The organism is Methanosarcina hadiensis (genome assembly GCF_046529725.1).
Lineage (GTDB): Archaea > Halobacteriota > Methanosarcinia > Methanosarcinales > Methanosarcinaceae > Methanosarcina > Methanosarcina hadiensis.
The window spans coordinates 601911-616289 of the sequence record NZ_CP136241.1; the positions used below are offsets into that span (position 1 = coordinate 601911).

General features: G+C 41.0%; 15 protein-coding genes. 10 read left to right on the forward strand and 5 right to left on the reverse strand.

The genetic code is table 11. The features are described from left to right. Positions 1–117: 117 nt before the first annotated feature. The gene (locus RSJ42_RS02635) at positions 118–849 is read right to left on the reverse strand and encodes a sulfite exporter TauE/SafE family protein (RefSeq protein WP_410509178.1); all 732 of its coding nucleotides are present in this window, start codon (positions 847–849) and stop codon (positions 118–120) included. Between the two features lie 123 nt (positions 850–972). Continuing rightward, complete coding sequence (locus RSJ42_RS02640; RefSeq protein WP_410509179.1) at positions 973–1980, reverse strand: type II glyceraldehyde-3-phosphate dehydrogenase; 1008 nt, start codon at positions 1978–1980, stop codon at positions 973–975. Between the two features lie 386 nt (positions 1981–2366). On the opposite strand from RSJ42_RS02640, the gene RSJ42_RS02645 reads away from it, so the two are divergent. The 6 genes from RSJ42_RS02645 to RSJ42_RS02670 all read left to right on the forward strand — a co-directional run bounded on the left by RSJ42_RS02645 (position 2367) and on the right by RSJ42_RS02670 (position 7526). Then, positions 2367–2861, forward strand: coding sequence for a hypothetical protein (locus tag RSJ42_RS02645; protein WP_410509180.1), 495 nt, complete (start codon positions 2367–2369; stop codon positions 2859–2861). A gap of 433 nt (positions 2862–3294) precedes the next feature. Beyond that, positions 3295–3471 carry a heavy-metal-associated domain-containing protein gene (locus RSJ42_RS02650; RefSeq protein WP_410509181.1) on the forward strand — a complete coding sequence of 59 codons (177 nt, stop codon included), beginning with the start codon at positions 3295–3297 and terminating at the stop codon, positions 3469–3471. A gap of 232 nt (positions 3472–3703) precedes the next feature. Next, positions 3704–3862 carry a copper chaperone gene (locus RSJ42_RS02655; protein WP_410510294.1) on the forward strand — a complete coding sequence of 53 codons (159 nt, stop codon included), beginning with the start codon at positions 3704–3706 and terminating at the stop codon, positions 3860–3862. 46 nt (positions 3863–3908) lie between these two features. Next, complete coding sequence (locus RSJ42_RS02660) at positions 3909–6803, forward strand: heavy metal translocating P-type ATPase (RefSeq protein WP_410509182.1); 2895 nt, start codon at positions 3909–3911, stop codon at positions 6801–6803. 179 nt (positions 6804–6982) lie between these two features. Next, a complete protein-coding gene (locus RSJ42_RS02665; protein ID WP_410509183.1) occupies positions 6983–7243 on the forward strand; it encodes a hypothetical protein in 261 nt (86 codons plus the stop codon). 88 nt (positions 7244–7331) lie between these two features. Continuing rightward, entirely contained in the window at positions 7332–7526 is a 195-nt protein-coding gene (locus RSJ42_RS02670) for a YwbE family protein (protein ID WP_410510295.1), read from the forward strand. A 61-nt stretch (positions 7527–7587) separates the two neighbouring features. Here the strand turns inward: RSJ42_RS02670 and RSJ42_RS02675 are convergent, their stop codons facing one another. Both RSJ42_RS02675 and RSJ42_RS02680 read right to left on the reverse strand, forming a co-directional pair. Further along, entirely contained in the window at positions 7588–8175 is a 588-nt protein-coding gene (locus tag RSJ42_RS02675; protein ID WP_410509184.1) for a tetrahydromethanopterin S-methyltransferase subunit A, read from the reverse strand. A gap of 124 nt (positions 8176–8299) precedes the next feature. Continuing rightward, a complete protein-coding gene (locus RSJ42_RS02680; RefSeq protein WP_410510296.1) occupies positions 8300–9664 on the reverse strand; it encodes an MFS transporter in 1365 nt (454 codons plus the stop codon). 1201 nt (positions 9665–10865) lie between these two features. Here RSJ42_RS02680 and RSJ42_RS02685 point away from each other — a divergent pair. Then, positions 10866–11549 carry a class I SAM-dependent methyltransferase gene (locus RSJ42_RS02685; RefSeq protein ID WP_410509185.1) on the forward strand — a complete coding sequence of 228 codons (684 nt, stop codon included), beginning with the start codon at positions 10866–10868 and terminating at the stop codon, positions 11547–11549. Between the two features lie 132 nt (positions 11550–11681). On the opposite strand, the gene RSJ42_RS02690 is transcribed toward RSJ42_RS02685, so the two are convergent. Beyond that, positions 11682–12008: a DMT family transporter gene (locus RSJ42_RS02690; RefSeq protein ID WP_410509186.1), complete on the reverse strand. Its 327-nt coding sequence runs from the start codon at positions 12006–12008 to the stop codon at positions 11682–11684. 284 nt (positions 12009–12292) lie between these two features. On the opposite strand from RSJ42_RS02690, the gene RSJ42_RS02695 reads away from it, so the two are divergent. The 3 genes from RSJ42_RS02695 to RSJ42_RS02705 all read left to right on the forward strand — a co-directional run bounded on the left by RSJ42_RS02695 (position 12293) and on the right by RSJ42_RS02705 (position 14104). After that, positions 12293–12517 carry a CxxC-x17-CxxC domain-containing protein gene (locus RSJ42_RS02695; protein WP_410509187.1) on the forward strand — a complete coding sequence of 75 codons (225 nt, stop codon included), beginning with the start codon at positions 12293–12295 and terminating at the stop codon, positions 12515–12517. Positions 12518–13117: 600 nt separating this feature from the next. Next, complete coding sequence (gene eif1A, locus RSJ42_RS02700; RefSeq protein ID WP_410509188.1) at positions 13118–13438, forward strand: translation initiation factor eIF-1A; 321 nt, start codon at positions 13118–13120, stop codon at positions 13436–13438. Positions 13439–13900: 462 nt separating this feature from the next. Then, positions 13901–14104 (forward strand): CxxC-x17-CxxC domain-containing protein, encoded by a 204-nt coding sequence (locus RSJ42_RS02705; RefSeq protein ID WP_015412477.1) that lies wholly within the window; start codon positions 13901–13903, stop codon positions 14102–14104. Positions 14105–14379 lie beyond the last annotated feature (275 nt).

Here is a 14379-nt window from a genome sequence, read left to right on the forward strand (position 1 = left end):
TGGTTTGTTATCTGTCTGCAGTTTACCTGATTAAGAGATATAGGAACCATGGAGTATGTAAGAATTATGGATTAAAGGTAGCAATTGTCAATTTTAAAAATAAAACCAGTTTCTTAATCATGGGAATAAAACCAGTTTCAGTCCAAACAAAAATATGAAAATTGCAATGAAACTCCTGAATCTTTCCTGGGGTATTTTTTCAATGCCCTTTCTCCCGGCCGCCGCCCCGATTAAAGATGCAGGTATGAAGATCAAAAAGCCTGATAAAATTTCAGAGTCGAGTCTCGTACCGCCTGTAATATAGGTAGCGATTCTCGTCGAATCTATCATAAAAGAGATAGCACCCACTGTTGCAATATAAACAGCTTTTTCGAGGTTGAAAGCGTTCAGAGCTACCGCATTTATCTCCCCTCCTATACCGAAAATACCTGCAAAAAATCCTGTTAATGCCCCTCCTGATGCCGCTACCGACAATCTCTGGCTAAGCTTGAATGTCTGGTTGAAGGTTATAAAAAGAACATAAGCTATTAGGAACACTCCTAAAGCTCTTGAAAGAACCTCCTGTGGAATTCTCAGGGATAAAGATGACCCTATGAAACTTGTGAAGATACCAGGGAGACCGAAAGCAAGAAAGAGTTTCCATCTTATGCCCTTTCGGAACAGGAGCATTTTCCATATATCATTAAACCAGTGAATTATGCCAACAAAAAGCAGTGTCTGAGGCAAAGGGAATACCATCAGAAGAATGGGTACCATAATTGTGGATATTCCAAACCCGACCAGAGTCCCGATCAGACTTGCCAGCAGTGTGAGCAGAGCTATAAAAATGATCTCTTGATACGCAAGCATAATCTTATTATATCGAGTTTACCACGCATGTGTGTAAATCTTGCAATAAAAAAATTTAAAATAGGATTCCTGATACCAGGACTTGATACATTTGGTCCTGACAATTGTATTCTCAATCGAAATTTACAATCCTATAGCTTTGTTTGTCTTCTCAATTGATTTTGCGCCATCATTTTCAAATTCCATCATTGCCCTTATGGCATCTACGTTTTCCGGAATTGTAATGGACTCCTGGTGAACAGCCAGGAAGAAATAAAGCTCTTTCTCATGTACTGTTATCGATTCTTCCCAGATACAATTCTCCCATATATCGTATCTCGGACGTCCTATATCCCTGGCATACTCTATTATTTCGGCTGTTGAAGATATGCCCTGCCCTACAAAAAGAATTCTTGATTGTGAACCAAGAATTCTCTTAATATCGGCTACAGTACAATCGGTATTTGTTTCCATGTTCACAGTGTGCAAATGCATCAGTGTTGTCGGAATCTTCAGGGCTGCACTGGTAATGTCAATATGCGGAAGCACACTTCTTACATCGGGGCCGTGGTGGGAAGGAAGTCTGATTGGGTCAGGCACAATTGCATTAATCGGTCCCTTTTTTACGTCGTTTGGATCGGCAGCTCTTCTTGCCAGCACCACTCTTACCTTTTTTACACCTAGCTCTCTGTCAATAGGGGAAATAACCCTGCAGAGCGCTGTGGTATTACAGGAGACTATTCTTACAAACTGACGGCCCAGAGCCCCTTCATAATTGCTGGCTGCATTAAAGGAAAAGCCTGCAATCGGGTGACTTTCCCCACCCTGCCAGATTGCCTTTATCCCGGCTTTCTCATACATGGGCTTATTTTTTTCTCCAATTCCACCTGGCGTGCAGTCCACGACAAGCTCAGCTTTTTCCAGCATCTCTTCAATAGTTCCAGCTGCGGGTATTCCGGCTTTCTCAAAGGCTCCGAGATTTTCAGCAGGAGCGTATATATCATATCCCATCTGGTGTGCTATTGAAGCTTCATAATTAGGTTTTGTTTTAGAAACCCCTACGACTTCCATGTCATCCTGAGCCCTTACAGCATCTGCAACTCTTTTTCCAATTGTTCCGTAACCATTTACTGCGATTTTTGCTTTAGCCATTTATTACCCCACCTTTTTCCAAAACCAAGATTTTATCTTTTCAGGTAAGCAGTTAATACTTTATACGTCCCCACTAATTGAAAATAATTTTATATCCAGTTATTTATAAGAACCTATATATTAAAAGGCTATCGTGATTCCAATGACCGCTTCTTAACAAACAGTTTTAGGATCAGGAAAGAGGCAAAAATGTTTATGCAACCTCAAATTTTAAATTAACCTTTTAAGTGCTCTTTATCTGTGAAAAGATCTCCAAACATGGTTTCTATTATTTCCAAACATAGTTTCTATTATAACAAGACTTTTATGTTACAAAATATATAAAGTAAATAAAATGCCGAATCACGTATTTGTACTCCTGATTCGGTGCTCAAGGGGGGAATTAAATGGTCGGAAATGGGAAGGTAAAATCGATACTTTTACTGGCATTAGGTTTTGCAGTAATTGCGCTTGCAGGACCTGCTGCAGGAGATACCGGGGACCATTGTCTTGATAAAGAAACATGTATGGTGTTACAACAATCAAGCATGGGGGATTGCCAGCTTAATGGAACCCTGACATGCTGTATGATTGATGAAAATATGTCTAACGAAAGCTGCTATATGGCTGTAACTAACGAAAGCTGCTATATGGCTGGAATAGGTCAAAATGCTACAGTCCAGGCAAGACTTAACTGCACTGGTTACTGGCTCGAGAAAGCAATCGAGCTGCACGAGCTTCACATGAAAAATCCCAGCACAGCAACCAATGAGTCTCAGATGGAGCTGATGGATTATCTGATGCATGCACATGAATGCATGAAAGGGGAAAATATGACACAGGGGATGGCGAACAATACTACAGGAGTACAATTTTCGGGAGAATGCCAGTGCGGATGTTAAACCTTTTAAGGCAATTTATTTAAAATCATTCGGGGTTTTTTCCCCTATTATCTTTTAATCGTTTATGTAAACTCTTTTGAAACACTGTTTATCTGAACCATATTTTTAACCTATTTGGTTTGCAGTTTGATAAGCTGCTGCTTCCTCTGAATGAGAAAGATAAAGTTATGCATCAGGATATAGAAAAATAAAGATATAATGATGATGTATTTCTCTAATGTTCGACTTATCCCTGCGTCTATTCACTCATATTATTCATCAGTCACTTTAGCTATTACAGTAACTGTTGTGATAAAAATACCCCGGAAACTGCTTTAACAGGTTCTGGTTGATCTCTCTGGAGAATGTTTTTTAAGTCTGGTAAACCAAATAATTTCAGATAAATAAACTGGAGGTTGCGACAATTACACAGAAAACCATAAAAGTTGAAGGCATGTCCTGCGGACACTGTGTTATGAGGGTTAAGAAGGCAATTGAGGGCGTTCAGGGCGTAAAGAAAGTAGACGTAAGCCTTGAGAACAGGCAGGCAGTTGTTGAATTCGATGAAGGAAAGACAGACGTGGAAAAAATAAAGGCTGCAGTAAAGGAATCAGGATATGAGCCTGCCTGAAATGGAATAGTGCGTCTAATCAAATGCGTCTGATTAAGATCAACAGTTTCTGGGTACTTCATTTATCGGGCTTGAGGAATTTATTATATAGTAAAAAGTACAGATTTTTATAATACGGGTGAAACATCTGTTTAAAATCAGCTGATTATCCGGGGGTGAAGACATCGGGGAGACAACATTTGTAGTAGATGATATAATTTGCAGGTACTGCAAAGATACGGTTACCAAACTCATTACCTCTATTAACGGGGTTTCCCGTGTAAACGTAAATGTTTCTGAAAGGACGGTATACGTGATCTATGACAGCCGGATAACTGATGCGCATGTCATAAGGATGACCCTGCTGGAAGCAGGCTATAAAAATGTGAGAGAGCCCATGAATGTCTTTTAAGCGGTAGGGCAGTCTGAAAAAAAGATCTGGATAGGCGGCGTATCCGATGGAAGTTTCGATAGAAGTTTACGGCATGACCTGCGGTCACTGCCAGAAGAGAGTAGCGGATGCTGTTTCTTCTCTTGAAGGCGTGGAATCTGTAGATGTCAATCTTGAAGCCGAACGTGCAACTGTTAATTTTGATCCTGAAAAAGTAAGCCTTGAAGATATAAAGGAAGCTGTCCTGAAGGCAGGGTATTCTACGGAGCGTGAAAAGGAGACTGAAAAAGATAACGAAGAAATCCATGTAAAAAGCTCCGAACCTGCTATGGCAGAAGAAAAGAAAGGTCAGGTTCTGGAATCTTCTGATAGGGCTATGGAAAAAGTTGAAGGAAAGGTGCTGGAAGATTCTCAGGCATGTCCCCTTACCGAAGCATGCATAGCTGCAGAAGAGGAGGCCCCCAGAACATCAGGACAGAAAACAGGGCTGAAAGAAATCACTCTTGGAGTTTCCGGGATGACGTGTTCGGCGTGCGCCCTGAATATCGAGAAAGTCCTGAAGAAGAAAAAAGGCGTTGATTCCGCAAACGTTAATCTGGAGCTTGGCAGGGCAAAGGTTAGTTTTGATCCCTCCCTTGTCTCTCCTCTGGAAATTGAAGAAGCTATCGAATCCATTGGATATAAAGTTGAGAAAGATAAAGTAACCCTGAATATCCAGGGTATGAGCTGTGCATCCTGCGCTGCGAATATCGAGAAGATTCTCAATAAAACCGAAGGCGTAATCTCAGCTTCTGTAAATCTGCCGCTTGAAAAAGCAGTTGTGGAATTCAATTCAGCCCTGATTTCTGTCAGGGGGATTATTGCCGCAATCCAGGGTATCGGTTATGGGGCATCGGTCCAGGCTGAGACTGTAGAATACGAAGACCGGGAAAGGATATCAAGGGACGCTGAGATTCGGAGGCAGAGAAATAACCTGATCATTGCCTTCCTTCTGGGGATCCCGGTAGCCGTAGGAAACATGAGCATGATGTTTCCTTCCCTTATGATGTATGTCCCTTCGATCCTTATGGATCCAGTTGTACTTTTTATATTGACCAGTCTTATTCTCCTCTTTCCGGGGAGGCAGTTTTTTGTCGGTACTTTTAGAGGTTTCAAGCACGGAGTAACCGATATGAATCTGTTGATTGCTGCGGGTACAGGGTCAGCTTATCTCATCAGCGTAGCAGCAACTTTCCTTGACCTTGGTCCGGGATATGATATCCTCTATTATGAGACCGTAGCCCTTCTGATACTTTTTATTGTGTTCGGGAGGTACCTTGAAGCCAGGGCAAGGGGCAGAACCTCTGAAGCTATCCGAAAACTCATGGGATTAAGGGCAAAAACCTCAAGGATTATTGTGGACGGCGTGGAAAAAGAGGTTCCTGTAGAAGAGGTAGTTGTCGGAGACACTGTTGTGGTCCGGCCAGGAGAAAAGATACCTGTTGATGGGATTGTTACTGAAGGAAGTTCTGCGGTAGACGAGTCCATGATTACCGGGGAGAGCATCCCTGTTGAAAAAAGTGAGGGAGATACTGTTATCGGGGCAACCATTAACAGAACAGGATCTTTCAGGTTCCGGGCTACAAAAGTAGGTGCTGATACTGCCCTTGCCCAGATAATCAAGCTTGTAGAGGCAGCCCAGATAACCAAGGCTCCTATTCAGAGAATCGCAGATGTCTTTGCCGGCAATTTTATTGTAGCAGTACATATAATTGCCCTTATCGCTTTTTTCTTCTGGTTCTTTCTTGGTTACTGGCACTACGGGGTAGGGGAATCCGAATCTCTCAGAGGGACCAGTCCTTTCCTTTTTTCCCTGCTCATAGCTATCACTGTCCTTGTTATCTCCTGCCCGTGCGCAGTCGGACTTGCGACCCCTGCAGCGATCATGGTTGGCACAGGTAAAGGAGCTGAGAACGGAATCCTTATAAAAGGCGGCGAAGCCCTTGAAAGGGCACATAAGCTTGATACAATAGTGTTTGACAAAACGGGAACTCTTACTGAAGGGACTCCTAAACTGACAGATATATTTGCGGTTTTCGGACGTGACGAAAGAGAAGTGCTTTTTATTGCTGCAACGGCTGAAAAAGGGTCTGAGCATCCACTGGGAGAAGCTATTGTCAGAGGTGCGGATGAAAGAAATATCAGCCTTGCAGAGACTAATAATTTCCGTTCACTCCCCGGGAAAGGGATCGAAGCCTACATCAAAGGCCAGAAGGTTCTTCTCGGCACCCGCAAACTCATGGAAGAAAATGCGGTTTCCTTTGAGGAGCTTAAAGCTGAAATGCGCAAACTTGAAGAGAACGGGAAGACCGCAATGCTTGTAGCTATAGGGGGGGAAGCCATAGGGCTTGTCGCTGTTGCTGACACCCTGAAGGACAATTCCAGAGAGGCAGTAGACACCCTGAAAAAAATGGGCATTGAAGTGGTTATGATAACCGGAGATAACGCCATCACAGCCGGGGCAATTGCAGCAGAGGTAGGGATTCCAAGAGTGCTTGCCGAGGTGCTGCCTGAGGATAAAGCAAATGAGATTAAGAAACTTCAGGAAGAGGGTAAACTTGTCGGAATGGTGGGCGATGGGATTAACGATGCTCCTGCCCTGATCCAGTCAGATGTGGGAATCGCAATGGGAGCAGGTACGGATGTGGCAATGGAATCCGCAAAAATTGTGCTTATAAAAAATGATCCCAGGGATGTGGTCGCAGCCCTCCGCCTGAGCAGGCTTACTATTCGTAAGATAAAGCAGAACCTGATATGGGCTTTTGGGTACAACACAATCGGCATTCCTATTGCAGCAGGAGTTCTTTATCCTGTTTTTCACCGGATCCTGATCACTCCTGAACTGGCTGCTGCTTTTATGGCGTTGAGTTCGGTTTCCGTGACAACCAATTCCCTGCTAATGAAGAGAAGCAAAATTAAGTAAGTCCAGGCAGGCATTTTTAAAATTGAATCTTTTAAAGTTGATGTCAAGTCTAAGTGAAAAAAGGGTACAGGAATACCTTTAGACAGGACTTTCCTGTATTCATAAACCATAGACGTCTTGAGTAAATCTTTTACAGTTAATATTTCCGGAACTCTGAATTCCCGGCTAGTGGTGATCCTATGGTAAAATTCGAATCAAAAGAACTGAGGGATAGGGCAGTGCTCCTCTCAAGTATTGCCACTTCCATAGTGCTGATGGGCCTTTTCCTGCTCGGTGCTCTGTTAATCAACACGTATGCGGAGGAAGCAGGCTATACTCCGGTAGATATAATTGCAGGCTGTATTTTCGTTTTTCTTATTACCCTGATTATCTCGTTATCTCTATGGCCCAGGGTGATGGACCGGCTTGAAAGCAGAGAAATAACAAAAACTGTGAGATAATCTCCTGTTGTCGAAATATTGATTATATTGATCGAAAAACAGCTTTTTAAATGTAATGATTTATATACCTGTGAATTTACCTTCTGCCATGAACAACGGCAGTATAAGAGCAAATATCAAAGAAGGACTGAGTGTAAGAATTGTCTTAAAGCAGGATCAGAGAACAGGAAAAATAACCCGGGGCGTTGTAAGGAGAATTCTAACCAGCTCTTCAACTCACCCTCACGGGATCAAAGTCCAGCTGACCGACGGGCAGGTTGGAAGGGTTAAAGAAATTTATTAAAACCTGAGCTGTCCTCAAGAGCATTCCCTCCTGCAAGGCAATTCAGGATCGCCTTTCTTACTCACCCTTTCTTTATCTTTGACATTATGTTCTGTTTTATTTGCGACTCATATTTTCGCCAGCTGTTTTCATCTACTTCGGGCATGGGTATAACCTGAGCCTCATTTCTTTTAGGGCCTGTGCAGGAATCTATTGCTTTCTGGATAGCAGTCGGGTCTTTGTTTCCTACAAGATCTATAACTTTTATTTCCCTGAGGAATCGGGAGATTGCGGTCATTGGTATCTCATTCAAATAAGGCAGAGAAGCCTTTGAGCCGGAGATCTTTCTTGAACCTGCCATCGTAGAAATCCCATTTTCGGCAAGTGCAATCAGGGACTGGCCTGGCAGATGGCTGCTTTCTTCTCCACAGACAATCAGGCAGTTTATGTTCGGATTTGCAAGTACATTTACGATTATTTTTTCAATCCCAAAATTCTCGCTAAAACATGTACCGCAGATTGCGTAATTTTTAAGCTCCCATGAGGTATAGTCAGAAGCAAGAGTTACCACAGCTACACTGGAATTAATATCTCCTATAATATAGTCTCCTGAGGTTACAGGCCACTCCATCTTGTCCAGCTCCTGAATAGTTTCATTCCTGATTATCAAGAATTGATCCTCACGGATTCATTCTATAAATACTCACTAAATAAAAGCTGTCTATTAATCTTACTTATTTTTTCTCTTTTTGTTTCTTTATTTATTTGATACTATTTTAATGAGAATTCAGGATTTAATCATCTTCCGGTTCTTCGGCTGAAATCTGATTAACTGCTGTTTGGGTAGTTTCCTCTTTTTCAACCTTTATAAGCCGGAGTGAAAGAAGGACTACAAGATATATTATTGCAGCTGCTATCAGGAAGGAGACCACTCCAAGCTGTGTATAAAGCAGGCCTCCTGCAAGAAGCCCGATAATACTCGCAAGGCTGCTTGCGCTCATTGCAAACCCCTGAACCGATCCCTGGTATTTTTTACCTGCAAATTTCGAGAGGATGGAGAGAATAGACGGCCACATGATTCCGTTACCAAATGCAAAGAAGATAGCTGCTAAATATAAAAGGAAGAAATCTCCGGGCACTATCAGGATGAACTGCATGCCCAGAATAAAACCGCCAGCAACAACAAGGATTGACTCCCTGTATCTCTTCGCAAGTCTTGCCAGGACAGGGCCCTGTACAAATGCCATAAGTGCGCTGATCACGGAAAAATAAATTCCAAGTTCGGCAGGGTTCCATTCAAGGGCATTGACAGCAAAGATTGGAAATGCAGTATAATATATATTGAAGCCGAGGAAGATAAGGAAATAGACAGCCAGCATAAATGGGATATACTTAAGCTTAAAAGCCTCTCTAAATGTTATTTTATTTCCTTCTTCAATCTCATAGCACTCTTTCTGTTCCTGCCCAAGTACTTTTCTGATGCCTGCGGATTCCGGGTATTCTTCAATAGCGCAGGGACGGGAATCAGGGAGCAGAAAGAGTACGATAAAAGTTCCTATGACAGAAATAAGCAGGGCAACGGACACGGGCAGAAGTTCGCCATAAACGGTTGTCCCAAGGATTCCGGCAATTGCAGGGCCAAAAACATATCCAAGGTTTGAGGCGACAGACATCCTTCCGTAGTTTTTATTTCTCTCTTCTTCTGGTGTGAGGTCTGCAAGATATGCGTTGGCAACCGAAACATTTCCTCCTGTAGCTCCATCAAGAGCCCTTGCGAAAAAAATTGCGAGCAGAGGAAGAGTTACCGTAAAGGCTCCCAGCATGTCAGATTTTACCTCTAGCAGCGGGATTACGGGGAAAAACAGGGCTACAAAGAAAATAACCCATGCAAACAGAGTTCCAATCTGACTCAGCAATAGAATCTTTTTTCTTCCGTAAAGGTCAGACCATCTGCCCAGGACAGGTGCTCCTATAAGCTGGAAAGCAGGATAAGTTGAGGCAATTATTCCGTATACAAGAGCATTGCCTCCGTAATCTGTTACAAGAAACACGAGAAAAGTAAGTATGATGCCAAACCCTAGGGTTCCTATAAATGTTATGGTATATAAAGGAAAAAGTGCTCTGCCGTCTGCAGAGGAAGCTCTCGAGTTCGGTTCCATCAATGGATTATATGCGGTTCTGTGCCTTATACTATTTCTCTTCCATAATTCGAGGGTCCTGATGCTGTTCCTGTTGGCCTTTATTCAGGCAATCTGGCTTGAGGTTATTAAGCTGAAACGTTTTTTTTGCGGGCATCAGACTATTTTTCTCTGAAATGCTCCTGAAATGCTCCTGAATATCTCCGGGGAAAGACAATATTCAGGACTATTTCGGGACTTAGAGCCTTGAAAGGAGATATAAGGGTTATTAAGGTACTCAGGTAGCTTTTATTATCTATAATGATTATTTTGCATATTTAATGGCAGATTAAAAGATAACGAAGAGCCAGTATTTGTCTGCTTTTTTTATTCAAATCTCATCTGTTATTAAAGAAACATATGTATGCCCTACATTAAGTATCAATTGTTTGGATCTTTTATCAAGGAAAATAAAGCATTATCAAGCTTTAAAAGTATGATCTGATAAGGAGATCTAACTATTGCAAAAAGTATACTTATATTCTAATTTTACAATATGGAATTCTAATCCCAAGTGATTTTTCAGATAAAGCGAAACCAAAAGCTTTGAAATAATCTGCAGGGATTAAAAGATCTTTTGAAATGTAAAGGAAACAAAGGTCTTTAAAAAGGAAGAATAAAGGTCTCAAAAAAGAGGAACAAATCTCCAAAAAGTAAGTACTCCAAAAAGTAAGTACTCCAAAAACATTGAGAAAAACCTGATGTTAAGGGCATTCAATCATTAAACAGCGGCTCTGTTGCATTTGCATTGATGTCAACAGCCGATTCCTTCCGGAGCTATGTAACGGAGCCGCTGAGTTATCCCGCAGGAATATGTTTGTGACCTGGACAGGTTGTTGCAGGCCAGATGTGCGGGATATAACCTGAATTAAACGGACTGAGGCGGTGTCAAAGTCTGCTTTAACGGGTTAACCCTTAACAATAAGCATTTTTCAGGCAGCACCTGAGGGCGGATTCAGGAGTTGCCTGGAATATCTTTATTGATTCACGATAGTCTCTCTACCCCTTTAATTTTTTTCCTCCTCTTTCTCTATTCTCTCCAGTTCCTGATTCTTTTTATACTATTTTCGCTTTCATTATTATCCTGCTCTCACACAGATCGAACTGATAATATAATTCAGGAAAAATTCAGGAAATCAGGGTTTCGAAATGTTCTTTATTCTTTGCCTGCATCTGGTTCTTTATGCCTGAATCATACTGGAAAAAAGTATCTGGAAAGAATATACCCTCAAGCCTAGAACTTTACCCTGTAATCCACAGTTACCTGCGTGAAAGTTCGAGAATCCTGGACATAGGTTGCGGGTTTGGGAAAGTTAGCCTTGAGCTTGCTTCCTATGGATATCCGGTAACGGGAATAGATGTAAATGTTGAAGCAATCAGGCTTTCAGAGGCTGCAGCAAAAGACCTGGATGTGAATGCGAAAACAAAGGGAAAGGCCGAGTTTGTGGCAGGAAATGCTTCGCATCTTCCTTTTCAGGAGTCAAGCTTCGATCTTGCAGTTATGCAGGCTATTTTGACAACTGTGATGAATCCGCAGGAAAGACTCAGGGCGGTTCAGGAGGCTTTTAAAATTCTGAAATCCGGAGGTTACCTTTATCTTGTGGAATTTGGGCAGAACTGGCATCTCCAGCTTTACAGAAAGCGGTATGTTCAGGATTTCCAGGTAACTAAAGAAGAAGGCTCTTTTCTTGCTCTTAATCCCGAAACAGGAGAAGTTGAGTTTATAGCACATCATTTCACTGAAAAGGAGCTTGTATTCCTGCTTGTGGATTCAGGATTTGAGATTGATTATTTCAGGATTGAGGAGCTCAGGACAAAGAATGGAAATAAAATTTTAGGGTTCGTAATTGTAGCTAAAAAACCCTGAATTTTTCCAGAAAAATATTTTTCAGGAGCTTGCAGGTCTTAAATTTCAGAATGTTTTGAAGCCTGAGTTTGCCTGATACTTACTACGGTTTACAGAATCCTTTCGATCAGGTTAATCCGGTTGTCTGAGTAATTATGTCACTCTATCGCTCATGTGGAGTCCGATTACTCCTGCGACTACAACCGCAAGAGAAATTAGTTTCAGGGCAGAAGCAGGTTCTCTGAACCATAGAATCCCGACTGCCGTAATAAAAGCAGTCCCCAGTCCTGCCCATACCGCATACGCAATGCTCACATCTATTCCTTTGAGGGCAAGGGTAAAGAAGAAAAAACTGATTGCATAAAATACGAAAATTAAAACCGATGGGATTAGTTTTGAAAAGCCTTCGGAAAATTTCATACAGGTTGTTCCGCAAACCTCAAACAATATTGCAAGCAACAGCAGATAATAATAATTCATCAATAGAATGTTTTATTTCTATTATTAATTAATTCTCTATTCTTTAACTTATTTTAAATTAAGGCAAATAAGCTTCAGCCTGACCGGAATTTTTTCCTTGCTAAATATCGTTCTTTTGAGATAAATTTATATATTTTGACGCCAACGGACATATTGGCAGTAAAAATAAAGAATCATATAATCTGTTATTAAAAACTTCATTTTTGTTTTTAATAAAAGAATCTATAGGATCTTATTTTTATAGCAAGCTAGAGGGATCCGCTATAAGCGGAGGTGAAACAAGAGTGAGTTTTAATGACAGAGGGAATTCCTTCCGGGGGAGAGACAGCAACCGTGGTGGCAGCAGAGACAGCAACCGTGGAGGTTTCAGAGGTGGGAGCAGTGGTCCCAGAGAACTGCATCCTGCAGTTTGCTCTGACTGCGGTATTGAGACCCAGGTTCCATTCAAACCTATTGAAGGAAGACCGGTTTACTGCAGAGACTGCCTTCCAAAGCACAGGAAGTTCTGAGCCCAATAATTCTAAAATCTTTCAATTCTAATTTCATTTCTGGAAACTACATAAAATGGGTTTCCAATTCTGTCTATTTATTTTCGTTATAGATTAATTGTTCAATACCTGGCCTTTATTGTTTGTGTTATATCCAGATAAGAGACAGAGAATCTGTTTTGTCCTGATTTGTTGTAGAAACTGAGCTATTTAATATTGCTGACCGATATAATTAAAAATGATACAATTAAAAATGATACTCCAGTCTGGATTCTTTGATCTAAACTAACTCAGATGTTTTTCTCCGCTTTTTCCATGGACCGTAGACGGATAGGGTCCCAGGATAACTTTAGTTTCTTGAAATTCAATCTTAAATATCAACACTATGCTTATTTTTTAAAGGTTTTTACCTTCTTATCCATTTATGAACCTTCAGGTCAAAGTACCTGTGAGAATCGACATCCGTAGAATGTATCAGTACCTGATATTTAAATTGGAATTTTTTAGAAAGACCGGGCATATGGATTAAATTAGTATCATTAGCCTGAATCGGGTCCAGTATCAAAAATCCAGTATCAAAATAAACAACGAGGAATCAACCTGGCTAACTATAGAAGCAATATGCGGAAAAAAAGAGTAGGAACAGCGAATACTGCATCTGCTCAGGAAGTAACAAGAGTGCGTACTCCACGTAAGGAGAACCGTGAAGTACTGGCGACAGTAGGTAGCCTACTAGGCTCGAAAAGAGTAAACCTGCAATGTATGGACGGAGTTGTCAGGATGGGACGAATTCCCGGGTCCAAGAACAAGAATATGTGGATTCGTGAAGGTGATATTGTAATCGCGATTCCGTGGGAAATTCAGGACTCAAAAGCTGATGTTATCTGGAAATACACAAGACCTCAGGTAGAGTGGCTCGAACGCAAAGGTTACCTGAAGTAACTGTCTGATAATTACCTGAAACATAAGTATAACTGCCAGTAAAATCCGGTTTTAACCCGTGCTATTGGTTAAACCTTATCTCTTCCTTTAAATCGAATATTTCCTTCCGGTAACTTTACCAGTAAAATACACTGAAAATTCTCTACTCTTTCCGATGCCACTGTCCGCTCCTTTGTTCTTTAAAGTTTCTTTGTTCTTTAAAGTTTATTTTTGATCGTCAATCGGGGAAGATTTCCGAGAATAGAAATTAGAAACGGATGACATCAGACTTTTAATATCTTCTTAATTTATTTTAACTTTTATGAGTAAAATTTATATAATTTGACTGTATAGTAAGACCATTAAAAATAAAGAGACGTATAATCTGTTATTAAAAACTAATTTCTGTTTTTAATCAAAGAGCTCTATACAATCTTATTTTTAAGCAAATGACTATCCGTTGTAAGCGGAGGTGAAAAGAAAATGGCTTTTAATGACAGAAATTCCTTCCGGGGAAGAGACAACAACCGGGGAGGTTTCGGTGGAGCACCGAGAGAGATGCACAACGCAACCTGTTCTGACTGCGGCGCTGAGACTCAGGTTCCTTTCAAACCCGACCCCGACAGACCGGTTTACTGCAGGGACTGCCTTCCTAACCACAGGAAGCCCAGAGAAAACCGCTATTAAATCCAGGCTCTGCCTTGGAATTCTTACTTTTATAGAGTTCAATCTGTCCTGCTTAAAAGGCAGACGGATTGATTCTTTTTCATTGAAATTATTTTTTTGTACAATTTCGGGACTTTTACCTGCTTTGGGTAGAGGTTTAATTAAATGCTTTTTACTCTAAATTCACTTAAATTCTATAAGTTTTATTTCCTGTAAGTCTGCTTTTTCATAGAAACGTTTATATAATTTGAATGTCCTTTTAAGGTTGAAAATAAAGAGACGTATAATCTGTTATT

Coding starts and splice junctions, on each gene's coding strand:
- eif1A (WP_410509188.1), top strand. CDS start 13,118: ATGCGGAAAAAAAGAGTAGGAACAGCGAATACTGCATCTGCTCAGGAA.
- RSJ42_RS02680 (WP_410510296.1), bottom strand. CDS start 9,664: ATGGAACCGAACTCGAGAGCTTCCTCTGCAGACGGCAGAGCACTTTTT.
- RSJ42_RS02705 (WP_015412477.1), top strand. CDS start 13,901: ATGGCTTTTAATGACAGAAATTCCTTCCGGGGAAGAGACAACAACCGG.
- RSJ42_RS02665 (WP_410509183.1), top strand. CDS start 6,983: ATGGTAAAATTCGAATCAAAAGAACTGAGGGATAGGGCAGTGCTCCTC.
- RSJ42_RS02650 (WP_410509181.1), top strand. CDS start 3,295: ATGTCCTGCGGACACTGTGTTATGAGGGTTAAGAAGGCAATTGAGGGC.
- RSJ42_RS02685 (WP_410509185.1), top strand. CDS start 10,866: ATGCCTGAATCATACTGGAAAAAAGTATCTGGAAAGAATATACCCTCA.
- RSJ42_RS02635 (WP_410509178.1), bottom strand. CDS start 849: ATGCTTGCGTATCAAGAGATCATTTTTATAGCTCTGCTCACACTGCTG.
- RSJ42_RS02660 (WP_410509182.1), top strand. CDS start 3,909: ATGGAAGTTTCGATAGAAGTTTACGGCATGACCTGCGGTCACTGCCAG.
- RSJ42_RS02690 (WP_410509186.1), bottom strand. CDS start 12,008: ATGAATTATTATTATCTGCTGTTGCTTGCAATATTGTTTGAGGTTTGC.
- RSJ42_RS02670 (WP_410510295.1), top strand. CDS start 7,332: ATGAACAACGGCAGTATAAGAGCAAATATCAAAGAAGGACTGAGTGTA.
- RSJ42_RS02645 (WP_410509180.1), top strand. CDS start 2,367: ATGGTCGGAAATGGGAAGGTAAAATCGATACTTTTACTGGCATTAGGT.
- RSJ42_RS02640 (WP_410509179.1), bottom strand. CDS start 1,980: ATGGCTAAAGCAAAAATCGCAGTAAATGGTTACGGAACAATTGGAAAA.